The sequence below is a fragment of the Janthinobacterium longum genome (assembly GCF_051380735.1).
Lineage (GTDB): Bacteria > Pseudomonadota > Gammaproteobacteria > Burkholderiales > Burkholderiaceae_D > Janthinobacterium.
In genome coordinates this window covers 22,384-44,998 of sequence record NZ_JBNYXQ010000008.1, presented here as the reverse complement: position 1 = coordinate 44,998, position 22,615 = coordinate 22,384, and the positions used below count along the sequence as shown (strand labels likewise).

Below are 22,615 nucleotides of genomic sequence, written 5' to 3'. Positions count from 1 at the left end.
AGAACGTGGATCAGTGTAAGGAGTCATCAGCGCAAATTTATTGATGTAGATCAAAATCCTTAAAATTGGAGTGGCTAATTCGACGGTGCGCAGACATGGCTAGTTATTTCTGCCCGGCAGATGGTTGGGTGCATGCGGCCATAGTAACTACGCTGACGATGACGTTGGCGCAGCTCGTTTGTATCAGTCCAGACCGGTTATCAAAGGCCGCAGATTGCCCACCGCATAGCCTTGCGCATAATCGACGCCCAGTTCGCGGATGACGGCCAGCGTCGCCTCGTCTTCGACGTATTCGGCCACGGTTTCCAGGCCCATCACATGGCCCACTTCATTGATGGCCTTGACCATCGCGCGATTGATTGCATTGTTGGCGATATCGCGCACGAATACGCCGTCGATCTTCAGGTAGTCAACCGGCAGCGCTTTCAGGTAGCCGAACGAGGAAAAGCCGGCGCCGAAGTCGTCCAGTGAAAAGCGGCAGCCCAGCGCCTTGAGCTTCTGCATGAGGAGCTGTGCCTTGGGCAGGTTGGCGATCACTGCCGTTTCGGTGATTTCAAAGCAGATCTGCTCGGGTGCGATGGCGTACTGCACGAATTGCTCGGTGATGTAGTACTGCAAGCTGGTGTCGGCCAGCGACATGCCCGACAGGTTGACCGAGTACAGGGCCGGCGTACGGCGGCGTTGTTCCACCAGCGCCTCGCCCGGCGCCAGGCTGTCGCGCACGCTCTGGATATGCGCGCAGACGGCGCGGATGACCCAGCGGTCGATAGAAATCATCATGTCATAGCGTTCCGCAGCGGGGATAAAGGCGCCGGGCAAGATCAGGTCGCCCTTGCCGTTGCGGATGCGCAGCAGCACCTCGTCGTGGCTTTCCTGGCCATCGCGCAGGTGCACGATGGGCATCGCGTACAGGCGGAAATAGTCTTGCTCGAACGCTTCGTTCAGGCGCGAGATCCACAGCATTTCGCCATGGCGCTGGGCCAGCATCACGTCCGCTTCCTGGTACACGTGGATGCGGTTGCGGCCCTGCTCCTTGGCCAGGTAGCAGGCCTGGTCGGCGGCCACCAGCAGTTCGCTCAGCGACTTGCTGTCCTGGTTGACTTCCACCATGCCGATGCTGACGCCTAATTCATAGTTGCGGCCATCCCAGGAGAAATGGAAATCGCGGATCGACTGGCGCAACTGTTCGCCGATCTGGCGTGCATGTTCCATCGGGCAGTGCGGCAGCAGCACGCCCAGTTCGTCACCGCCCAGGCGGGCCAGGATGTCGCTGTCGCGCATCTGCGATTGCAGCAGCTTGGCCAGCAGCTGCAGCAGCACGTCGCCGGCGTCGTGGCCGCAGGTATCGTTGATGACCTTGAACTGGTCCAGGTCCAGGTACAGCAGGGCATGCACATGGCCCTGCTCCTTGGATGTGTGCAGGGCGGCGGCCACCAGCTGTTCGAAATGGCGCCGGTTGATCAGCCCGGTCAAGTGGTCGTGCGTGGCTTGCCACGACAATTGCTGGCTTAGCTTGCGTTCATGGCTGACGTCGCGAAACACCACCACCGCGCCGAGGATTTTGCCCTCGCGCGACCAGATCGGCGCGGCGCAATCCTCGATGGCGATCTGGCGCCCGTCGCGCGTGATCAGGTTGGTGTGTGTCGAGGTGCCGATGGACTGGCGCTGGTGCAGGCATTTGACGGCCACGTGTTCAAGCGGCGCGCCGGTGTGCTCGTCGGCCAGCGGCATGGTATCCCAGATGTCCAGACCCAGCGCCAGTTGGGTGGTCCAGCCCGTCAACTGCTCGGCCATGCGGTTCAGGTAGCGTGTCTTGCCCTGCGGATCGGTGGTCATTACCGCGTCGCCGATGGAACTGAGCGTGACTTCCGCCAGCTCCTTGCGTTCCGCGATCATGATTTCCTGCTGCTTCTGGTCGGTGATATCCCGGATGATGCCCAGCGTGCGCTCGGGCTGGCCGCTGGCGCCGGTAACGACATGGCCCGTGGCGGACAACCAGTGCTCGCTGCCATCGGGCCAGATCAGCCGGTACTGCAGCGCATAACCGGTGCTCCGCTGCACGCCGTCCTGCAGCACCTGCAGCACGTGCTCGCGGTCATCGGCATGCACGCAAGCGAGAAAATCGCGAAATGTCTGCGTCTGCGCGCGCCCTTCCAGTCCCAGCAGGGCGGCGCCACTGGCGGACCAGAAGACATGGCCATCGATTACCTGGCCGTTTGCAACGCATGAATCCCATATCGACATGTGGGCTGCATCCAATGCCATTTGCAAACGTTTCTGCTGGTCGCTCATCACGCTCTCCTGTGCTGTTAACAGGTAGATGCGCTGGCGACCTTTTGGTTCCCTGCGCCGCTCAGACCAAAGGCGCGCCACCGGGCTCGGCCGCCGTCTCGGGTGCCGACTGGGCCAGATCGCGTACGTTTTTTTGCACGGCCACCGCCGCAAACAGGCTCAGCAGGAATGACATGGCATAAAAGCCTTTTTCGCTGTTCTGCATGGTGGCGTTGAACAGGCCCACCGTCAGCAGCAGCAAGACCATTAACACGGAGATCCAGCACAGGCCGAAATAAATGCCGGTGACGGCGATGCCCTGGCTGCGGTCGCGTACGGATTTCTGTAGCGAGACGGCGGCGAACAGCCCATACATCAGCAAGGTAAAGTAATAACCTTTTTCATTGAGCGCCATGCCGGCATTCCACAGACCTGCCAGATAGGTGATGGAACCGATCAACAGCGCGGCCCACGAGGCGCCGACAAAGGCGCTGCTGGGACGTTGGAAGGTGGGTTGCAGCATGCTTGACTCCTGAGGTGGTTGGAAGGGATAGGGTGCGGCAGCCACGGTTGCGGCCGCCGCACCATCAGAGCAGAAATTTTATTTGGCGGGCTTGACCATGCGCAACAAAGCCTGGGCGCCGCTGACTACCGCCAGTACCAGGGCGCCGGCGATCACGCCGACGATGGCGTTGACCACGCTGGGCAGGATGGCCGCCAGCACGCCGCCGACCAGCGCCACGCCGGCCACCGCATGTTCCATCTGGTGCAGCAGGTCGCTGGCCCACGGCCAGCCGTGCGTCAGGATGCCGCCGCCGACCATGAACATGGCCAGGGTGCCGACCACGGATAAAAACTTCATCAGCTTGGGGGCGGCGGCCACCAGCATGCGGCCAAAGCCGCGCACGCCATCCATCAGCGCGCCGGCGCCCTTGCGCGCGGCCAGCCAGAAACCGGCGTCGTCGAGCTTGACGATGCCGGCCACCAGGCCGTACACGCCGACCGTCATGATCAGGGCGATGCCGACCACCACCGCCACCTGCTCGGCAAAGGTGGCGGTGGCCACGGTACCGAGCGCAATCACGATGATTTCGGCCGACAGGATGAAGTCGGTACGCACGGCGCCCTTGATCTTGTCTTTTTCCAGCGCCACCAGGTCCACGTTCGGGTCGCGCAGCGCCTCGGCCAGCTCGGCCTTGTGGCTGTCGTCCGGGTGCAGGTAGGGATGGGCGATCTTTTCAAAGCCTTCGAAGCACAGGTAGGCGCCGCCCACCATCAGCAGCGGCGTGATGGCCCATGGTGCAAACGCGCTGATGGCCAGCGCGGCCGGCACCAGGATGGCCTTGTTTTTCAATGAGCCGACCGCCACCGCCCAGACCACCGGCAATTCGCGTTCGGCGCGCACGCCCGACACTTGCTGCGCGTTCAGGGCCAGGTCGTCGCCCAGCACGCCGGCGGTTTTCTTGGCTGCCACCTTGGTCATCAGCGAAACATCGTCGAGAATGCTGGCGATATCGTCAAGCAGGGCAAACAGGCTGGAGCCGGCCATCTCAGCAGCCCTCTGCAGCGGTGAAAGGGAATCGGGCCAGGGAAGTCAATGTAAGTTTCATCATGTTCTTATTGGTTGGGATGCAAGAGAAGAGGTTAACATGATCTTAACCCAGCGCGGCCGGCAGCGACGCACGCGGCGCGGTAAAATCGCCGTCTTCCCCTCTTTCTGGATTTCGCATGAGCTTTGCCACCTGGATTGCCTTTGTCCTTGCCGCCTCCATCATCGCCGTCTCGCCCGGCTCCGGCGCCGTGCTGTCGATGTCGCACGGCCTGTCGTATGGCGTGAAAAAGACCAGCGCCACCATCCTCGGCCTGCAGATGGGCTTGCTGGTGGTGCTGTTTATCGCCGGCGCCGGCGTCGGTTCGCTGCTGCTGGCGTCGGAAGTGGCCTTCAATATCGTGAAAACCGTTGGTGCGCTGTACCTGATCTGGCTGGGCCTGTCGCAGTGGCGCGCGAAGATCGCGGTGGCCGGCGACCTGCATGCGGCCGCCGTGCTGCCGAGCATGGGCCGGCGCGTGTTGACCGGTTTCCTGACCAACGTGACCAATCCCAAGGGCATTATCTTCATGGTGGCGGTGCTGCCGCAATTTATCAGCCCCGGCGCGCCGGTGCTGCCGCAACTGCTGATACTGGCGGTGACCATGTGCACCATCGACCTGATCGTCATGCACAGCTACGCCTACCTGGCCTCGTCGATGCAGCGCTTTTTCCGCGACGCGAAGGCCGTCAGGAAGCAGAACCGCTTTTTTGGCGGCCTGTTGATGGCGGTGGGCGCGGCGCTGTTTTTCGTCAAGCGTGGTGCCCACGCCACGTCCTGATCGGGACCATGTGCAATCATTTGTAATCGGGCTTGTGGCGCTGTGCATATCGGGCTGTAATCGGGCTGTCATCCGTATCCTTGCCGTATTTTCCTGTCCAACTGGAGCGCCATCATGCGTCCGACTTTCCTGAACACCGTCTTTGCCCTCGTGCTGTCCTCCGCCGGGGCGCAGGCAGCGGCCGATCCCACCGAGCGCGTGGGGCGCATTTCCACGGTCGAAGGGCAAGTGCTGGTGCGCGCCGGCGATGGCGAGCCGCAGGACGCCTTGCTGAACTGGCCCGTCAGCACCGATAACCTGATCACCACCCGGCGCAATGCGCTGGCCGAGTTTCGCGTGGGCGGCGCAGCCGTGCGCCTGGACGGCGATTCCGAGCTGGAAGTCACGCAGCTCGACGATGACAGTTTCAAATTGCACCTCGGTTACGGCAGCGCCAGCGTGCGTGTGCGCAATCCGGACGCCCTGCGCGGCCTGGAAATCACCACCGCCCAGGCGCGCGTGGTGCTGACGCAGCCGGGCTGGGTGCGGATAGACGCCGAGCGTCCGCCCGGCACCAGCGTCGTCAGCGTGCTCGAAGGCGCGGCTGACGTCGACGGCAGCACGGCCAGCGTGATGCTGCGCGCCGGCAAGCGCGCCGAACTGACGGACGACGAGTTGCGCACCGGCCCGCTGCAGCGCATCGCCTTTGACAGCTGGCCCGAAACGGTGGTGTCGGCCTCACCGGCGCTGCGCTATGTGACTGAAGACGTGACCGGCTATGAAGAGCTGGACCGCCATGGCGCATGGCAGGAAAGCGCCGAATACGGCCCCTTGTGGCTGCCGCGTGCCGTGCCCGTCGGTTGGGCGCCCTACAGCGATGGTCGTTGGAGCTGGATTGCGCCGTGGGGCTGGACCTGGATCGACAATGCGCCCTGGGGCTATGCGCCGTCGCACTATGGCCGCTGGGTGCAGGTCGGCCAGCGCTGGGGCTGGGCGCCTGGCCGCGAACGCGCCCGCAACGCCTGGGCGCCGGCATTGGTAGGCTGGGCCGGTAGCGATCACGGTCCACGGCCGGGGCTGCAGCATGGATTGCGTCCCGGCCCCGGCCCCGGCATGGGCTGGTTTCCGCTGTCGCCGCGCGACCGCTATGTGCCCGGCTACCGGGACCGGGACCGGCCACGGCGCGACGGCGGAACGACGATGCCGCCGCCGCAGGTCCATAACGTTCCCTTGAGCACCGCACCCTCACCTTCCCATGGCACTGGCTGGCAACGTCCGCCGCGCGAAACAAACCGTCCCGATTTTCCGCGCCGCGACTGGAACAACCGGCCCGGACGCTTGCAGACGGAAGACATGGCCATGCCGGTACGCGAACCACGGCGCCCGCCCACACCGGCAGCACCCGCCATGCCCGCTGCGCCCGCTTTGCCGCCGGTACAGGATGCGATCGCCCAGCCTGGCCGTCCGGCCTGGCGCGGCGAAGATCGGCCACGCGGCGACCGTCCGGAGCGTATCGACCGCCCGGATCGCGCCGAGCGCGTGGACCGGAGCGACCGTGGCGAGCGCGGCAACCGTCCGCCGCCGCAACCGGCCCCCGCCGCTGCACCGGTGGCCGCGCCACGGCCTGCGGCACCAGCGCCAGCGCCTGCCATGCCTGTTCCACGGCCCGCCGCCGAAGGCCGTGTCGAGCGCGGCGGCGAGCGCGGCAATCCTGCGCGCGAACGCCCCAACCAGGGCAGAAACAATGGCCGCATCCAGGAAGCGGAGCGCTGAGCCTTGCCGTCTGGCGGCGATTCAGGCACTTCAGGCCGCCAAACTGACAGTTCGTCACATGCCGGAAGTAAAACGTCGGTGTTTTGTCTACAGTAGCGTCATTGCAGCACGGCGCAACGCCTTGCGGCAAGACAGCACCGATTTTTCCGGCTATTTTGTTTGTGCAAACGAAATAGTTTTTGGCCAGCTTACCCAGCTGGCCTTTTTTTGCCCGGCCGGCGCGCCGCTGGTGGCTGCTTCGCCCGCTGTGGAATTTCGCTACAATACGGGCTTGTGCGGGCGTGCCCGTCCGCCCTGACCGCTTCTGATTGGAACCACCATGCAAACCATCCCTCCCAGCGAATCGCTGATCGAGTACCCGAGCGACTTCCCCATCAAGATCATGGGTCCGACGCATGTCGATTTCGCGCCCACCATCACCGCGCTGGTGGTCAGCCATGACCCCACCTTCCATGAAGGCCGCCTGGAAGTGCGTCCATCGGGCAAGGGCAATTACACGGGCCTGACGGTGACCGTGCGCGCCGTCAGCCGCGAACAGCTCGACGCCCTGTACAACGCGCTGTCGGCGCACCCGATGGTCAAGATCGTGATGTAACGATCCATGCTGCCGCGCGGCGGCCGGTGCTGTCCGGCAGGCGCAAGTGCACCAGAACGGTGAGAGTAAAATGGTTGTGGTGTAATGCGCTTGTCGCTAACACGAAAAACTATTGGACCACCTGGACGATTCACTATGCCGCGAGGAAAATTAACGCTAGCCCTGGAGTTGCCGCGTCCTACCAGCTGGCTCGACAATCCGGCCATCAGCAAGCAGGAGAGCGCGTATGAAGCGCTGCGCGCGGCCATTCTCGGCAAGGTTTTGCCGGCCGGCAGTCGTTTGCCGTCCAGCCGCGCCCTGGCCGCGCACTGGGAATTGTCGCGCGGCACCATCGAAACCGTTTTTGACCGCCTGCATGCGCAAGCCTATGTGACGCGCGTGCCCGGTTCCGGCACGCGCGTGTGCGCGGTGGTGCCGGAACGCTTCCTGATGGCAGGCTTCAATCTGCCTGGCAACCAGGCCGCAGTTCCTGAGGCCGCAATCGACGCCGGCGTGCGCGACACCCTGCCCTTCGTGGCCCGGCGCGCCGATGCGGCTCTGTTTTCGACTGCCTCCTGGTCGCGCTGCGCGGCCAGGGCGCTGGCCGCCGCCACGCCAGGCCAACTGTGCAGCGCCGATCCTGCCGGCGCGCCCGAATTGCGCCGGCAACTGGCCGACTACCTGGCCAAGTACCGCGGCATCCGCTGCGACCCGCAAGACATCGTGATCACCACCGGTATCCGCCATGCGATTGACCTGATCGCGCGTGCCACCGTGCGCCCGGGCGACAAAGTCTGCCTGGAAGACCCCGGCTATCCGGCCGTGCGCACCCTGTTCACGCTGGCTGGCGCGACCCCTGTCGATATCGCGGTCGACGCCGAAGGCATCGATTGCGCCGCCCTGCAGGCACATGCCGACGCCAGCCTGGTGTATGTCACGCCGGCCCACCAGTCGCCGCTGGGTGTGAGCATGTCCGTGACGCGCCGCCTGGCCCTGCTCGACTGGGCCAGCGAGACCGGCGCCTGGGTGCTGGAAGACGATTACGACAGCGAATTCAACTACCACAGCGCGCCGCTGGCGGCCCTCAAATCGCTGGACCAGTACCAGCGCGTGATCTATTGCGGCAGCTTCAACAAAACCCTCTTCGCCGGGCTGCGCCTGGGCTTCATGGTGCTGCCGCCCGGCTTGCGCCCGCTGTTGCTGCGCACCCTGCAACTGACGGCCCATTCGGTGGGCATGCCGGACCAGCTGGCGCTGGCCGCCTGGATCGAGGAAAGCGTCTTCGTGCGCCATCTGCGCCAGGCGCGTCTGGCCTACAAGGAGCGGCGCGACCTGCTGCTGGCCTGCCTGGAACAGCTGGCGCCCGGCCGCTACAGCGTTTCTGGCCAGCAAGCTGGTTTTCATTTTGTGCTGTGGCTGCCGCCCGGCAGTGACGAAGCGGCATTCTGTGCGCGCGCCGCGCAGGCAGGGCTGGCGCTGCAGGGGCTGGGCGAATTTTGCCAGCAGGCGCGTCTGCCGCCGGCCGTGCTGGTCGGCTACACCGCCTTGAGCAGCGCCCAGATCCGGCTGGCGGCGCCGCAACTGGCGCAGTTGTTGTTGCAGAACTGAGCCATGGCCCGTCCTGGTTCGCCTGTGGCGGTATAATCTCGGCTTCGCCGCAGCGTCGACCGCGCGCCGGCAGCCGATCATAGAATCTGTCATGACCACCACCCGAACCGAAGCGGCCCTGATCCGCGAGCTGGGCCGCGTCGATTACGAGCCGACCTTTGCCGCCATGCGCGCGTTTACCGACGCGCGCACGACGCAAACACGCGACGAACTGTGGATCGTCGAGCACCCGCCCGTATTTACCCTGGGCCTGGCAGCCGACCGTGGCCACTTGCTGGCCGGCGCCGAGGCAATTCCCGTGGTGCAGACCGACCGCGGCGGCGAAGTGACCTTCCACGGCCCAGGCCAGGTGGTGATTTATCTGCTGATGGACTTGCGCCGCAACAAGCCGGGTGGCAAGCTGTATGCGCGCCAGTTCGTGCATAAAATCGAGCAGGCCATCATCAATGTGCTGGCCGCGTATAATCTTGCAGGCGAGCGCATCGATGGCGCACCCGGCATTTATATCGCCGGCGGACCGGACAAAGGCGCGAAGATCGCCGCGCTGGGCTTGAAAGTGCGCGGCAACGGCTGCACCTACCATGGCGTATCGCTCAATGTGGCGATGGACCTGGCGCCGTTTTCCTGGATTAACCCTTGTGGCTATTCCGGCCTGAAAACGGTCGACATGCGCAGCCAGGGCGTGGAAGTGGCGCTGCTTGAGGTGCAGCACGCGCTGGCCCGTGAACTGACCGAATTACTCGATGTACAGCATAGCGCCGCAGGCGCGCCTCAGGCAGCAGATGCCTGAGCAAACAAACCAACATGCCCCACAAGGGCTCGCAGCCATGACTTCTGAGACCATTTCCAGTACCGCCCCCGTCGCCACCGCCGCTCCCGCCTACAACCCGAGCGAAAAGCAAAAAGGCGCCAGCAAGACCTCGCGCATCCCGATCAAGATCATTCCGATCGAGCAAGTCGAGCGCCTGAAAAAGCCGGACTGGATCCGCGTCAAGGCCGCTTCTGCCTCGACCCGCTTCTATGAAATCAAGGACACCCTGCGCGAAAACAAGCTGGTGACTGTCTGCGAAGAAGCCAGCTGCCCGAATATCGGCGAATGCTTCGGCAAGGGCACGGCCACCTTCATGATCATGGGCGACAAGTGCACGCGCCGCTGCCCGTTCTGCGACGTCGGCCACGGCCGCCCGGATCCGCTGGACAAGGATGAGCCGGCCAACCTGTCGAAAACCATCGCCAAGCTGCGCCTGAACTACGTCGTCATCACTTCGGTCGACCGCGACGACCTGCGCGACGGCGGCGCCGGCCACTTTGTCGAGTGCATCCAGCAAACGCGCGCGCTGTCGCCGAACACCCGCATCGAAGTGCTGGTGCCCGACTTCCGCGGCCGCCTGGAAAAAGCCCTGAATTTGTTCAAAGATGGCTTGCCCGACGTGATGAACCACAACCTGGAAACCGCACCGCGCCTGTACAAGGAAGCGCGCCCCGGTTCGGACTATATGCACTCGCTGAAACTGCTGAAGGATTTCAAGGCCATGTACCCGGACGTCAAAACCAAGTCCGGCATCATGGTCGGCCTGGGCGAAACGGACGAGGAAATCCTGCAAGTGATGCGCGACATGCGCGAGCACGACATCGACATGCTGACCATCGGCCAATATTTGGCGCCATCGAACAGCCACCTGCCGGTACGCCGCTACGTGCACCCGGACGTGTTCAAGATGTTCGAAGAAGAAGCCTATAAGATGGGCTTTACCCACGCCGCCATCGGCGCCATGGTGCGCAGTTCGTACCATGCGGATGAGCAGGCGCATATGGCTGGGGTGGAGTCGGCGTTGAACGTGTAAGTTCCAGCAGCAATCAGATCGAGCCGCCCCGCGCAAGCCGGGCGGCTTTTTTTGGGCCGAATCGGAAACAATGCAGATTGTTCAGGAAGCTATACTTGGCTTGCCAAAAAATTCTGGAGTGAATATGGAAGTACGTATCGAGAAATCCTGGAAACAGCGGCTGCAGGCCGAATTCGAGCAGCCCTGGTGGACCAGCCTGGCGGCTTTTGTGAAAGAAGAATATGCTGCCGGACCGTGCTTTCCAGCGGGTAAAGCGATTTTCCGTGCGTTTGACCTGACGCCGTTCGAGCAGGTCAAAGTCGTGATCCTGGGGCAGGACCCGTATCACACGCCGGGCGCGGCGATGGGACTGTGCTTTTCGATTCCCGATGGCACCCGCCCACAACCGAGTTTGCGTAATATTATCAAGGAGCTGGCCAGCGATATGGGCGTGCAGCGCACGCACACCGACCTGACGGATTGGGCGCAGCAAGGCGTGTTTTTGCTCAACAGCGTGCTGACGGTACGTTCCGGCGAGGCCGGCTCGCATGCGGGCAAGGGATGGGAAAAGCTGACCGACAGCGCGATCCGCCATCTGTCGCAGGAACGCGACGGCATCGTGTTTGTTTTGTGGGGAGCGTATGCGATCGCCAAGCGCGCGCTGATCGACGAGGGCAAGCACAAGGTGCTGACGGCGCCGCATCCGTCGCCGCTGTCGGCGCACCGGGGCTTTTTTGGCAGCAAGCCGTTCAGCCAGGCCAACGCTTATTTGCAGGAAAATGGCCAGCAGCCCATCACCTGGGGCTGACGACATCACGGCAACCGACAGCGGCAGGCGTTGCTCCCTGCCGCTGTCTTCGCACGTAACTCTTTAGAAACTCGTCGACAGGCCAGCGTACAGGCTGCGGCGCGCACCATATTGCGGCGCACCGACGCCGACGCCGGAACCATCGCGCAGCAGATACGATTTGTCGAACAGGTTGATCAGCGCCAAACGTCCTTCCACTTTGCCGACCGGCGTGTTTTTCCAGGTGTGCGTCAGCGCCGTATTGACCGTGAAGTAATGCGGCAAATGGCCGGAATTCGGTGCGCCGCCGTCCGGCGTCATGCGCAGGCCACTGCCATACAGGAAGTCAGCGCTTACTTGCGAATCACCGAAGTGGTAGTGTCCGCCACCCGACATGGTGTAGGTCTGGTCGTGGTCAAGGAAGACATAGTTGTTCTTGATATACGCCACTTCATCGGCGCCGAACAGGGACTGGCCTGAATTGATGTTGCGGCCCTGCGCTTTTTGCGTGCTGGCGTTCAGGAACATGCCCCAGTCTTTCTCGGCGTAGATGGCCGACAATTCCAGGCCCTTGGCATAACCCTCGGCGTAGTTGAACGGCGTGAGTATCAGCGCCTGGCCGAACTGGCCTTCGTCAAGCAGATTGGTGATTTTTTTGTAATACGCGTCGGCCGTCAGCGTCAGTTTTGAATTCACCTGGTGGCTGATGCCGATATCGTAATAATGTGTGCGCTCGGCCTTGACGTTGTCCGAGGTGGCGATTTCCGGCGCATTGGTGGTGTTGGCATACAGGTCGATGCTGCCCTGCGCCGCCAGTTCCTGCGGCGGCGGCGTGAAGTAGCGCGAGTAGCCGGCGTGCACGGCGGTGCCTGGTGCAACCTGGTAGGCCAGGTTCAGGCGCGGGCTCCATTGCTGCTCTTCGGTAAAGGCCGAGACCTTGTCGAAACGCACGCCATAGTTCAGGGTCAGCGGTTTGCTGATATGCCATTCATCCTGCAAGTAAAAGCTGGCCAGGGTGCCGGTCTTGCCGCTGTTGTCGACGATGGTGATCGGCGTGATGGCGCTTTGGCCGTTTTCATCGGCGGGGAACACGCCGACCGTGTTGTCGCTGCCGGTTTTCTGGCGCGTGTAGGCCAGGCCGGCGCGCACGGTGTGGTCCTGGTGTACTTTGTAGCTGATATCGAACTGGGCACCCGAGGCGCTGTTCGAGCGGCGCGAATCGGAGGCTACGCCGTTGTAGATCAGGTCGCCAATCGGGTCGGGCGTGAAATGCAGCTGCGAATACTGGTGGAAGGCCGATACCTGGTAGTTCAGGTCGCCCAGGCTTTTTTGCAGCGACAGCACCAGGAAGCGGTTCACTTCGCGCTGGTTTTCATCGAGCTGCGACGATGGCAGGGTCGAGGTGCCGGCTTGTGCATCGCTGCGGCCGGCCAGGGTGAAACCGGGTGCCTGGTCCGGGTTGTTCGGGATCTGGAAGCGGCCGTTATAGGTGCCGAACATGGCGCCCAGGCGGGTATTGTCATCAAAGAAATAAGACAGGTTGCCGAACGATTTGTTCTGGCGCGTCTTGTCGTGCAGCGCATTGCGCGTGTCCTGCGGATTTTCCACGCCCAGCGAGTTACCCAGATAGCTGCCGGACAAATAGTAATTGAACTTGCCGACACTGCCGAAAAACTCCGCGCTCGGTTCGATATGGTTGTGGCTGCCTACCAGGATGCCGATGCGTCCGCCCGGCGTCATGCCGCCTTCCTTGGTTTCGATATCGACGATGCCGGCCGTGCGCAGGCCAAACTGGGCCGGCAAGGCGCCGGTGATGAAATCGGTTTTGTCGATCAGGCGCGTGTCGATCGACTGACCGAAGCCGCTGATGCTTTCCGGCAGTTGCACGCCGTTGATGCGGTACTGCACATTCGCATGGTCGTCGCGCACATGCAGGGCGCCCGAGCCCTTCGAGTCCTGCGACACACCGGGCAGGCGCAGCAGCACTTCATTGAACGGCGTATTGTCGCCCTGGCCCAGCATGTCGACCATATGGCTGTCGATACTGTAGATGGTGGTGCCCACTTTCGGCGACAGCTCGATGCGCGCACTGCGCAGATGGGCCGAGGTGACTTCGACGGTTTGCATCTCTTGTGGAGCTGCATCGGTCGTGGCGTCGGGCGCGGCATCGGCCGCATGGGCGGAAACGGTAAACAGGCTGGCAATGGCGAGCGACAGCGCGCTCAGGCGTGGAGTGTGTTGCATGGTGAACCTCATAGAGTGTACGCCAGACAGCATGGCGCGATCCCTGTGGACGCGACAATGCAGCCTGAAAAAAGTAAGAGCGTGGGAACTACAGCGAGGTCGATGGGGGGCCGCGCACGGGCGGCAACAGCAGGGCAATAACGGGCGGCGGGCTGGCCGGCAGGATGGTCAGCAGGCGATATGGCAACAGTTGCGCCGGCGGCTCGACCAGGACCGGCGGCACGGCAAGGTCGGCCACCTTGTCGATAACGGTGGCGCACAGCGCGCACTCTTCCGCGTCGAGGCCGGTCTTGTGCAGGTGCGAGGCGGCGGTCGACAGCAGCAACACCAGGGCCAGCGCACTGAACAGCGCCACGCACAGCTGCCATGGCGTGCGCGTGAAGGCGGACGCCGCTTTATGAGCTGGCTTGCGAGGTGGCTGGCGGGTGGACATAGTGCGCATGGTAGCAAAAAAACGCTGTCGCTGTCAGTGTCTGTTGCAATTGATTTGCTTTATGGCACAACAACGTTGCCTGCCGCCTCCAGCCAAAGTTGCTATCATCATCGTGTTTTCAGCCCCTACAAGAAAGACAGACAGAGACCATGAACAATCCTGAAGTTACCCTCGAAGTATTGAACCAGCGCGGCGTCGGCCGCCTGCCCGGCCACCTGGGCATCGTGATCACGTCGGTTGGCGATGGCCAGGTGACGGCCGAATTGCCGGTGCAGCCGCACTTGCTGGCGCCGAACGGCTATTTGCACGCCGGCAGCGTGGTGACCCTGGCGGACACGGCCTCGGGCTATGGCTGTATCGCCAACCTGCCTGAAGGCGCGAACAACTTCACTACCATCGAACTGAAATCGAACCATTTGGGCACGGCCCGCGAGGGCACCATCCTGTGCACCGCGAAAGTCGAGCACAAGGGCCGCAACACGCAGGTGTGGGATGCGGTGGTGACAAGCAAGGAAACCGGCAAGACGCTTGCCCTGTTCCGCTGCACCCAGATGATTCTCTATCCGAGGTAAGGACAGCCTGGGCCAGTAATATTGATGCCAGACTGGCCCACCGGTCGATGCCGATCGTTATCCGGCGATGGCGGTTTCCAGCAGCTTGTGCAGCTCGGCAAACTCGGGCTTGCCCACGTAGCGCTTGAGGATCTTGCCCTGCTTGTCGAGCACGAAGGTGGTCGGCGTCATGGCCACGTCGCCATAGGCCTTGGCGGCTTCGCCCTTGACGTCGAGCGCCACCTTGAACGGCAACTGGCGTGTCTGGGCAAAGTTCAGCACATAGTCGGCGCGGTCGTATTGCATGGCGACCGCAACAAATTCCAGGCCTTGCGCCTTGTATTTATTGTAGGTCTCGACCATTTCCGGCATTTCCGCCACGCAGGTGGTGCACGAGGTGGCCCAGAAATTGACCATCACGACTTTGCCGCGCAGGCTGTTCGATGCAATCTTTTCGCCGTTGATGGCGTGGAAGGTCACGTCCGGTGCGCTTTGCTTGTTATGCAGCGACAGATAAGCTGCGGCTGCCACGCCCGCGACCAGCACGGTGATCAGGACAGGCTTGAGCCAGGACTTGGAAGTCGATGTTGACATAATTTAAACACCTGATACGTAACGATGGGGCCATTATAGCCCCATCGTTCTGCGCGTGCCGCAGGCCGGAAGACCTATGGGTTTTACTGTCCGACGGGGTTGCTGACGCGCGCCGGTGCCGGATCGGCCTGGAATTGCTTCAGTTCCGCTTCCGAGATGTAGTCGAACAGCTTGACCACTTTCTGCACGCCGCCCACGCCGCGCGCCACGTCGGCTGCCACGGTGCCTTCGCGCTGGGTCACACGGCCCATCAGGAAGACGGTGCTGTTTTCGGTGACTACCTTGAACGAGGCGGCCGAAATGGTTTTCATGTCGACCAGGCTGGCCTTGACCTTGGTGGTCAGCAGCGCGTCGTTTGAGCGCGAGGTATAGCTGGCCGGGCCGGCGATGATCAGCTCGTTCGATACCGACTCCACGCCGGCGATATTGCGTACTTCGCGTTCGACGGCGTTTTTCATCGCTTCGTCGCGCACTTCGCCCGTCAGCAGCACGCGGCGGTTGAAGCTGGTGACATTCACATGGCCGGCATCACCTGTGACGGCCGGCACGCGTGCCTCGCCCTTCACGGCGATCGCCTTGTCTTCGGTCTGGGCGCCCAGGGTACGGCGGTCTGCGGCAGCCACGCCGCTCATCACCGCGCCACCGACCATCAATTCGATGCAGCCGGTCAGCGAGGTGAGCATGGCGCCGCACAGCAAAGCGGTCGCCAGTGGGCGTTGTACGCGTTTCCAGCCTGGGCCAGTACCGAATTTAGTCATTCACGTCTCCTCCGAATAGTGCGACGTCGATGCCGTCGCATATGCAGTGTATGGTTGTTAGATGCACTTCCTGGATGCGCGCCGTGCGTTCGGCTGGTACGCAGATATGCACGTCGGCGTCCGTCAGCATTTTTCCGATCGCGCCGCCGTCCTTGCCGGTCAGCGCCACCACGCGCATTTCGCGCTCCAGCGCCGCTTCCACCGCCGCCATCACGTTGCCGGAGTTGCCCGAGGTGGAAATGGCCAGCAAGATGTCGCCGGCCTGGCCGAAGGCCTGTACCTGCTTCGAGAAAATTTCGCGGTAGCTGTAATCGTTGGCCACCGCCGTCATGATCGACGTGTCGGTGGTCAATGCCAGCGCCGGCAGCGGAAAGCGTTCGCGCTCGAAGCGGCCAACCAGTTCGGCAGCAAAATGCTGGCAGTCGGCAGCGGAACCGCCATTGCCGCAGGCCAGGATCTTGTTACCGTTTGACAGCGCGGCAAACATCAGCTCGATTGCCTGGGCAATCGCGGGTGCCAGCACCGTAGAGGCCTGGATCTTGAGTTCGGCACTTTCGTGGAAGTGCGAGAGGATGCGTTGATTATTCATAGTCTGCCGATTATAGTGCAGGCGCGCGGAAAGACGGACAAGCGCTGTTAAAAATGCTTACATATCGAGAATGTTCTTCAGCCATTCCATGCGAGTGCCATCGATGACGACGGCGTCGAAACGGCACGGTGGCAGGCTGTTTTGCGTCAACAGCCAGGTTTGCGCCGCGCGCGTCAGGCGCCGTTGCTTGGTTGGCGTGATGCTGGCCAGGGCGCCGCCGAAAGTGTTGCTGCTGCGCTGGCGCACTTCGACGAACACGACGCTTTTGCCGTCGCGCATGATCAAGTCCAGCTCGCCGCCCTGGCACAGGAAATTGCGTTCTACCAGTTTGAGTCCCTGCAGCAGCAGATACGCCAGCGCATCGTCTTCCGCCAGCCGCCCCAATCCACGTTTGTCTGGCGCGGGCGGCATGACGGGCTTCTACTGTGCAGCCGGCATCGCCGGCGCTGGTTCAGGCACAGGTTTCGGTGGCCAGGTACCGACTACGCCCTGCTGGTAAGTGGCGGCTTGCTCGGTACGCTCGAAGCGCGCCTGGCCGCCGTCATAACTTACCGCCAGGCGGCCCGTCACGCCATCGAGCGTGAACGGCGCCCCGCGGCGCAGCGCCACTTCGCGCGCCACGCGAAAAGCATCGATGCCGAGCGCATACAGGCGTTCCATGTCGGCCGTCAGGCGCCCGTCGACGGGCTGCGGAGGTTGCGGATACACCATCACTTGCGGATGATCGCGCTGCACTTTCCATGGCAGGTCGAGCAGGCGCACGCCGTCCAGTTCCGGGCCGCTGGCGCCACGGCCGGGGCCAGGATTGAGCGACGAGGTGCCATACAACGGCAGGTCGGGGCCGATCGCCACGCGCAGCTGGCGCGCCTGGTCGGCGTCCAGCGCGGCAAAGATCAGGGCTGGTGGATTGGCCGACAGGCGCGCGCGCAGTTGCACCAGTTCGGCGTCACTGAGGTAGCCATTGGTGGCCGTCAGGTCGACTTGGTCGGCGCTGCCGCCCTGGCGCAGCCATTCCTGCTTGAAAGCGATGCTGGTGCGGCGTTGCGAGGCTGAATTGGCCGACAGGATCAAGGCGTTCGCGCGCGGCTGTTCGCTGGCGGCCCAGGCAGCGGCCTGGCGCGCTTCCGCTTCGATCGACAAGCCCATGACGAGCAGTTTTGCGGGCAGGCGCGCTTCATTGCGGTTCTCGGGGTGATTCAGGGCGATGGTCGGCTTTTTCACCAGATTGCTGTTGGCGACCGCCGTGACGGCCGAGCGCGACAAGGGGCCGACCACGATATCCTGCTCCTGCTGGGCTTGCGCAAACTTGTTCAGTACATCATCGCTGCCGTCGCCCGTATCGATCACTGTCACTTCGAAGCCGCTGCGGTCGCGCTCGTAAGCTGCCATGAAGCCGGCCCGCAACAGGCTGGCGGCCGGACCGAGCGAAGCCGAGCGCAGCGGCAGCAGCAGGCCGATATAGTGAACTTTGCCGTCCGATGGCGCCGGCGCCGTGGCAGCCGGCATGTCGAGCGGTGTACCGGCGGCCGGCTTGCCTGTCATGGGCGCTACCTCCGGCTTGCCGCCTTCATCATAGGCGGTGATGTTGGGCACGGCGACGGCAAACGTCACCGGTTCAGGCGCGGCCGGCTTGGGCAGCGGCGCCGGGATCGGCGGCGGCGCTGGCGGCAGTGCCCTTGTGTTAGATTCAATAGGCGCGCACAATTGCCCGGGCGCGTCACACGGCGTGCTGCAAGCGCTCAGCATGCCGGTCGCGGCACAAACAAGCAGTAACTTCACACTATTAGCAAGCATTGATCCTCCAAAATGACCGTACAAGAAATCAGTTCCATCGCCAGCCTGCCCATCATGACAGAGGCCGCGCACCAGGTCTATCCTATCGCAACATTGTATGTAGTGGCCACGCCGATCGGCAATGTTACCGACATCAGCCTGCGCGCCTTGCACCTGCTGAGCCTGGCTGACGCTGTCGCCTGTGAAGATACCCGCAATACCGCGCATTTGCTGACGCGTTTTGGCCTGAACAAGCCGTTAATTGCTGCGCATCAACATAACGAACGCGAAGTGGCGCAAACCCTGATCGCCCGCCTGCATGCCGGCGAGCGCATCGCGCTGGTCTCCGACGCCGGTACGCCTGCCGTATCCGATCCCGGCGCGCGCATCGTTGACGCGGTGCGTGCGGCCGGCCTGCGCGTGCTGCCCTTGCCCGGCCCGTCAGCGGCGATTACCGCCATTTCCGCCAGCGGCTTGCTGAACGACCAGTTTTACTTTATCGGCTTCTTGCCCGCCAAGGCCAAGCAGCGCGAAAACATGTTGCACAGCCTGCGCGGCGTGACCGCCACCATGGTCTTCTATGAAGCGCCGCATCGCATCCTCGACTGCGCCACCGCCCTGGCCGACGCGTTCGAGCCGACGCGCCAGGTGGTGTTCGCGCGCGAACTGACCAAGCTGTTCGAAGAAATCCACCGCTGCCCGCTGTCCGAAGCCGAAGCCTGGATCCGACTTGATGCACATCGCGAAAAAGGCGAATTCGTCATCCTGCTCGAAGGCGCCACCGAAGCGCAGGACGCCGAAGACGTGGAAGCCGAACGCATCCTGGGCATCCTGCTGGCCGAATGCAGCGTCAAGCAGGCAGCCAACCTGACGGCGCAAATTACCGGGCGCAAAAAGAATGCTTTATATGAGCGGGCCTTGCAACTAAAGGGGCAGGAGTAGGGAACGCACGGCTGCAGAATGCAGCAAGCCCGCACGCTCGCGCGCATCGGGTGGTTCAGCCTTGAGCTGGCCGATCCGCGCCAGATTCGCCAGTGCTTGTGAGGCCGATGAGTTCATCTTCCCCGCCTTTCACAAAGATTTTCGGTTGTTCCAGCACGCGCACGATAAATGACTTGCCGTCGCGTACGCGCTGGACAAATTCCGTCGGCGTGTAGAGCGTCGGGTTCACGGTGCGGCCCAGTTGCTGCTGTAGCGGTTGCAATGCGTCGAGCAAGGCGGCATTCGAGATCGGTTCGCCGATCACCATCAAATCGATGTCGCTGTGCGCTTGTTCGCTTCCTTTTGCCATCGAACCATACACGAACGACAGGTCGATCTGCGGCCAGTGCGCTTGCAGTGCCACGCGCAGCACATCGGCCACGCCAAAAGTTTTCATGACAATACTGCGCAGCTCATCAAAAATCGGTGCATGATGATTCGCCTGGTAATGCTTCTGGTTGCCCACTTTTTTGACAGTGACCAAGGCTGACTTCACCAGCTTTGCCAGTTCGCGCTGTACCGCACCTGAGCCCATGGCGGCGAAAGCGATAATCTCGTTGGCGTAAAACGAGCGTTGCGACTGGCCAAACAGCAAGGCCAGCACGCGTTGCTGTGTTTTGGAAAATAACGTATCTGCATATATGCCCATATTGGGTATGATAGTACCCAATATGGGCATATTCAAGTTATTTATGACTTGAGATCGTTACCATTTGCATCCGCTATCTTTCTTGTCGAGCAGCATTACCAACGGTGCCAATAGCCCGGCACCCGCATACGCGGTGCGGCAATCGCCGCGCTTGCCACTGGCAATATCGCGCGCCAGCTGGGTTTCCGTGCGCAACGGTTTGTCCGGGATCTGGCCGACTGCCGTGCCAACCTTGGCCGGGTCGCGTTCGCTGGCCACCTTGCGCGCGGTTTTCAAGGCCGCTTCCATATCGAACTTCGGTGCCTCAGTTGCCAGCGGATCGGCTGGCGTGGGCGATGGCGCAACCGTGATGGCGTTCGGTACGGGTTCGGCCGCTGGCATGGCCGGTACCCGGGGCGACGGCGCTGCACGGACCGGTTTCTTTTCGCGTTGCGGCGCCACCTTGGCCACGGGCGGTGGCGGCAGCGCCTTGACCACTGGCGGGCGTATCCACACGGTGACCGACTCGACCCTGGGCCCGGCGTCGGGCAGGGGCGGCGGCTTGGCATGGCGCCAGCCATACAGCAACGCCACATGCAGCAGCACCACGCCCACCACAGGAGCGATGTGGCGCCGGCGTGCCGGGCCCGGGTAATCATGCAAGGAATAAGCAAATGGTAGTGCCGTCATGTTTTCGCATCCTGTGAGAGAAAACTGGCGCTTAGTGTCGCATACTTTTTTGGCATCGAAACGGCCGGGGCCGGCAGCAGCGTAAATTATTTACGGGAAGTTTTGCCGGACCCTTGACCGAATCGAATCCGGTCTGTATTATCTTGGTCTTCGGAGTGTGGCGCAGCCCGGTAGCGCACCTGGTTTGGGACCAGGGGGTCCAAGGTTCGAATCCTTGTACTCCGACCAAATTTGTAGAAAAAAACCCAAGAGTTCACGCTCTTGGGTTTTTTTTCGTCTGTACTGTCCAGGGAAAGCGACCCCTGCATTCACACTGCAGGAGTCTTTTCTTTTATGCCAGGCGCTTGGCCGCCAGCGCATTGCCGGCGCGGCTGGAACCCTTGCGGCCCAGCTGCTGCGAAATGAACTGGCCGGCGTCGACCACCTGGTCCAGATCGATGCCGGTGGCGATCCCGAGGCCATTCATCATGTACAGCACGTCTTCGGTGGCGACATTGCCGGTGGCGCCCTTGGCGTACGGGCAGCCGCCCAGGCCCGATACCGACGAGTGATAGATGGCGATGCCCAGTTCCAGGCTGGCGTAGATGTTCGCCAGCGCCTGGCCGTAGGTATCATGGAAATGGCCGGACAAGCCTCCCACGTGGAACGCTGCGATGGCGCGCGCCATCACGGCCTGTGTTTTTCGGGGCGTGGCCACACCGATGGTGTCGGCGATGTCGATCTCGTCACAGCCCAGGTCGCGCATGCGCCCTACCACGTCAGCGACGGCATCGAGCGGCACTTCGCCCTGGTACGGGCAGCCGAAGGCGCAGCTGATGCTGCCGCGCAGGCGCAGGCCGTGATCCTTGGCGGCCTTGGCCACGCCTTCGAAGCGGGCGATCGATTCGGCGATCGAGCAGTTGATGTTCTTTTGCGAAAAGGCCTCGGAGGCCGAGCCGAAGATCACCACTTCATCTGCCCTGGACGCCAGCGCCGCGTCGAAGCCTTGCATGTTCGGCGTCAGCGCGGAATAGATGGTGCTTGGGCGGCGGGCGATGCCGGCCATGACCTCGGTGCTGGTGGCCATCTGCGGCACCCATTTGGGTGACACGAACGAGGCCGCTTCTATATTCGCAAACCCCGCTTGCGTCAGCCGGTCGACCAGTTCGATCTTGACGGCGGCGCTGATGGTCTCCTTTTCATTTTGCAGGCCGTCGCGCGGACCCACTTCGACGATCTTGACCTGTTTTGGCAGGCTGGTAGCAGCGTTCATTTCAGTATCCTTGCAAACGGTTGACGGTGCCTGCCACAACTTCGCCAGCGTGCAGGCGGCGTATCTTGGCGGCGATTTGCGCCACGCTTTCGCGGCGCAGGGTGGTGGCAGAGACATGCGGCGTGATGGTGATGCGCGGCTCCTGCCAGAACGGGTGCTGCTGCGGCAGCGGCTCATTGCGAAACACGTCCAGCGTGGCGCCGGCGATATGGCCCGAGCGGATCAATGTCAGCAGATCCGGCTCGGCCAGGTGCGCACCGCGCGCCACGTTGATGACATAAGCGCCCGGCAGCAGCATCGACAGCCGCGCGCGGTCCAGTACGTTGTGGGTATCCGGCGTGAGTGGCAGCAGGCAAATCAGCACGCGCGTGCCGCGCAGGAAGGCTTCCAGCTCCTTTTCGCCTGCAAAGCACTCGACGCCATCGAGTTGTTTGCGGCTGCGGCTCCAGCCGCGCAGCGGAAACTCGAACTGCACCAGCGCGTCCAGCACGCGGGTGCCGAGCACGCCCAGGCCCAGCACACCAACGGGAAAGTCCGTCTTGTCGAAGGCGGGCAGCGGCTGCCAGATGCCGGCGCGCGCCTGCGCTTCGTAGTCGTCGAAACGGCGGAAGTGGCGCAGCACGGCGTGGCTCACATACTCGGCCATTTGCACGCCCATGCCAGCATCGTCGAGGCGCACCAGCGGCACATCGGCCGGCAGCGCGGCACCGAATTTGAGCAGCGCATCGACCCCGGCACCGGTATTGAAAATGGCTTTGACCTTGCCCAGTTGGTCCAGCATGGCCGCTGGCGGCTGCCAGACCACGGCGTAGTCGCAGTCGGGCACCGCTATGCCTTCGCCCCAGGCAGTGATCTCGGCCTCGGGCAGCAGTGCGGCCAATTCGCTGATCCAGTCCGCCTCCTTGCCGTCCGAACGTTGCAGCAATATGCGCATGAT

24 protein-coding genes and 1 tRNA gene are annotated in these 22,615 nt (G+C 62.8%); 11 read left to right on the top strand and 14 right to left on the bottom strand.

The window, feature by feature from the left end:
* Positions 1–183: 183 nt before the first annotated feature.
* From ACQ4WM_RS18915 to ACQ4WM_RS18905, 3 genes are all read right to left on the bottom strand, one after another.
* Entirely contained in the window at positions 184–2,292 is a 2,109-nt protein-coding gene (locus tag ACQ4WM_RS18915; RefSeq protein WP_436548205.1) for an EAL domain-containing protein, read from the bottom strand.
* Between the two features lie 61 nt (positions 2,293–2,353).
* Positions 2,354–2,794 (bottom strand): inner membrane protein YiaA, encoded by a 441-nt coding sequence (gene yiaA / locus ACQ4WM_RS18910; RefSeq protein ID WP_436548204.1) that lies wholly within the window; start codon positions 2,792–2,794, stop codon positions 2,354–2,356.
* A 78-nt stretch (positions 2,795–2,872) separates the two neighbouring features.
* The gene (locus tag ACQ4WM_RS18905) at positions 2,873–3,820 is read right to left on the bottom strand and encodes a DUF808 domain-containing protein (protein ID WP_436548203.1); all 948 of its coding nucleotides are present in this window, start codon (positions 3,818–3,820) and stop codon (positions 2,873–2,875) included.
* 179 nt (positions 3,821–3,999) lie between these two features.
* On the opposite strand from ACQ4WM_RS18905, the gene ACQ4WM_RS18900 reads away from it, so the two are divergent.
* The 8 genes from ACQ4WM_RS18900 to ACQ4WM_RS18865 all read left to right on the top strand — a co-directional run bounded on the left by ACQ4WM_RS18900 (position 4,000) and on the right by ACQ4WM_RS18865 (position 11,206).
* Positions 4,000–4,641 carry a LysE family transporter gene (locus ACQ4WM_RS18900; protein WP_436548202.1) on the top strand — a complete coding sequence of 214 codons (642 nt, stop codon included), beginning with the start codon at positions 4,000–4,002 and terminating at the stop codon, positions 4,639–4,641.
* 114 nt (positions 4,642–4,755) lie between these two features.
* Complete coding sequence (locus tag ACQ4WM_RS18895) at positions 4,756–6,393, top strand: DUF6600 domain-containing protein (RefSeq protein ID WP_436548201.1); 1,638 nt, start codon at positions 4,756–4,758, stop codon at positions 6,391–6,393.
* Complete coding sequence (locus ACQ4WM_RS18890; RefSeq protein ID WP_436548200.1) at positions 6,365–6,691, top strand: hypothetical protein; 327 nt, start codon at positions 6,365–6,367, stop codon at positions 6,689–6,691. The genes ACQ4WM_RS18895 and ACQ4WM_RS18890 overlap by 29 nt, the downstream gene beginning before the upstream one ends.
* A 21-nt stretch (positions 6,692–6,712) precedes the next feature.
* On the top strand, positions 6,713–6,988 hold the full coding sequence (locus ACQ4WM_RS18885; RefSeq protein ID WP_436548199.1) for a DUF493 family protein: 276 nt from the start codon (positions 6,713–6,715) through the stop codon (positions 6,986–6,988).
* 135 nt (positions 6,989–7,123) lie between these two features.
* Complete coding sequence (gene pdxR, locus ACQ4WM_RS18880) at positions 7,124–8,575, top strand: MocR-like pyridoxine biosynthesis transcription factor PdxR (protein ID WP_436548198.1); 1,452 nt, start codon at positions 7,124–7,126, stop codon at positions 8,573–8,575.
* Between the two features lie 91 nt (positions 8,576–8,666).
* Positions 8,667–9,365, top strand: a complete 699-nt coding sequence (lipB, locus tag ACQ4WM_RS18875; protein WP_436548197.1) for a lipoyl(octanoyl) transferase LipB — start codon at positions 8,667–8,669, stop codon at positions 9,363–9,365.
* 37 nt (positions 9,366–9,402) lie between these two features.
* Entirely contained in the window at positions 9,403–10,419 is a 1,017-nt protein-coding gene (lipA, locus tag ACQ4WM_RS18870; protein ID WP_436548196.1) for a lipoyl synthase, read from the top strand.
* Between the two features lie 124 nt (positions 10,420–10,543).
* Entirely contained in the window at positions 10,544–11,206 is a 663-nt protein-coding gene (locus ACQ4WM_RS18865; RefSeq protein ID WP_436548195.1) for a uracil-DNA glycosylase, read from the top strand.
* 63 nt (positions 11,207–11,269) lie between these two features.
* Here ACQ4WM_RS18865 and ACQ4WM_RS18860 read toward each other — a convergent pair whose 3' ends face one another.
* Complete coding sequence (locus ACQ4WM_RS18860) at positions 11,270–13,429, bottom strand: TonB-dependent receptor (RefSeq protein WP_436548194.1); 2,160 nt, start codon at positions 13,427–13,429, stop codon at positions 11,270–11,272.
* An 88-nt stretch (positions 13,430–13,517) separates the two neighbouring features.
* Positions 13,518–13,862 (bottom strand): hypothetical protein, encoded by a 345-nt coding sequence (locus ACQ4WM_RS18855; RefSeq protein WP_436548193.1) that lies wholly within the window; start codon positions 13,860–13,862, stop codon positions 13,518–13,520.
* Positions 13,863–14,011: 149 nt separating this feature from the next.
* On the opposite strand from ACQ4WM_RS18855, the gene ACQ4WM_RS18850 reads away from it, so the two are divergent.
* Positions 14,012–14,434, top strand: coding sequence for a PaaI family thioesterase (locus tag ACQ4WM_RS18850; RefSeq protein ID WP_436548192.1), 423 nt, complete (start codon positions 14,012–14,014; stop codon positions 14,432–14,434).
* Positions 14,435–14,491: 57 nt separating this feature from the next.
* Here ACQ4WM_RS18850 and ACQ4WM_RS18845 read toward each other — a convergent pair whose 3' ends face one another.
* The 5 genes from ACQ4WM_RS18845 to ACQ4WM_RS18825 all read right to left on the bottom strand — a co-directional run bounded on the left by ACQ4WM_RS18845 (position 14,492) and on the right by ACQ4WM_RS18825 (position 18,148).
* Positions 14,492–15,007 carry a peroxiredoxin family protein gene (locus ACQ4WM_RS18845; protein WP_436548191.1) on the bottom strand — a complete coding sequence of 172 codons (516 nt, stop codon included), beginning with the start codon at positions 15,005–15,007 and terminating at the stop codon, positions 14,492–14,494.
* Positions 15,008–15,090: 83 nt separating this feature from the next.
* On the bottom strand, positions 15,091–15,765 hold the full coding sequence (locus tag ACQ4WM_RS18840) for a BON domain-containing protein (RefSeq protein WP_436548190.1): 675 nt from the start codon (positions 15,763–15,765) through the stop codon (positions 15,091–15,093).
* Positions 15,758–16,354: a phosphoheptose isomerase gene (locus ACQ4WM_RS18835; protein ID WP_436548189.1), complete on the bottom strand. Its 597-nt coding sequence runs from the start codon at positions 16,352–16,354 to the stop codon at positions 15,758–15,760. The genes ACQ4WM_RS18840 and ACQ4WM_RS18835 overlap by 8 nt, the downstream gene beginning before the upstream one ends.
* Before the next feature lie 57 nt (positions 16,355–16,411).
* A complete protein-coding gene (locus tag ACQ4WM_RS18830; protein WP_436548188.1) occupies positions 16,412–16,765 on the bottom strand; it encodes a YraN family protein in 354 nt (117 codons plus the stop codon).
* A 9-nt stretch (positions 16,766–16,774) separates the two neighbouring features.
* On the bottom strand, positions 16,775–18,148 hold the full coding sequence (locus ACQ4WM_RS18825; protein WP_436548187.1) for a penicillin-binding protein activator: 1,374 nt from the start codon (positions 18,146–18,148) through the stop codon (positions 16,775–16,777).
* A 12-nt stretch (positions 18,149–18,160) separates the two neighbouring features.
* Here ACQ4WM_RS18825 and rsmI point away from each other — a divergent pair, with 12 nt between their 5' ends.
* The gene (gene rsmI, locus ACQ4WM_RS18820) at positions 18,161–19,069 is read left to right on the top strand and encodes a 16S rRNA (cytidine(1402)-2'-O)-methyltransferase (protein WP_436548186.1); all 909 of its coding nucleotides are present in this window, start codon (positions 18,161–18,163) and stop codon (positions 19,067–19,069) included.
* 55 nt (positions 19,070–19,124) lie between these two features.
* On the opposite strand, the gene ACQ4WM_RS18815 is transcribed toward rsmI, so the two are convergent.
* Both ACQ4WM_RS18815 and ACQ4WM_RS18810 read right to left on the bottom strand, forming a co-directional pair.
* On the bottom strand, positions 19,125–19,787 hold the full coding sequence (locus ACQ4WM_RS18815) for a nucleotidyltransferase domain-containing protein (RefSeq protein ID WP_436548370.1): 663 nt from the start codon (positions 19,785–19,787) through the stop codon (positions 19,125–19,127).
* A 27-nt stretch (positions 19,788–19,814) separates the two neighbouring features.
* The gene (locus ACQ4WM_RS18810; RefSeq protein ID WP_436548185.1) at positions 19,815–20,426 is read right to left on the bottom strand and encodes a hypothetical protein; all 612 of its coding nucleotides are present in this window, start codon (positions 20,424–20,426) and stop codon (positions 19,815–19,817) included.
* Positions 20,427–20,577: 151 nt separating this feature from the next.
* Between ACQ4WM_RS18810 and ACQ4WM_RS18805 the strand changes: the two genes are divergently transcribed.
* Positions 20,578–20,654 (top strand) — tRNA-Pro (locus ACQ4WM_RS18805).
* Between the two features lie 103 nt (positions 20,655–20,757).
* Here the strand turns inward: ACQ4WM_RS18805 and ACQ4WM_RS18800 are convergent.
* Both ACQ4WM_RS18800 and ACQ4WM_RS18795 read right to left on the bottom strand, forming a co-directional pair.
* Positions 20,758–21,678, bottom strand: coding sequence for a hydroxymethylglutaryl-CoA lyase (locus tag ACQ4WM_RS18800; RefSeq protein WP_436548184.1), 921 nt, complete (start codon positions 21,676–21,678; stop codon positions 20,758–20,760).
* Position 21,679: 1 nt separating this feature from the next.
* Complete coding sequence (locus ACQ4WM_RS18795) at positions 21,680–22,612, bottom strand: 2-hydroxyacid dehydrogenase (RefSeq protein WP_436548183.1); 933 nt, start codon at positions 22,610–22,612, stop codon at positions 21,680–21,682.
* Positions 22,613–22,615 lie beyond the last annotated feature (3 nt).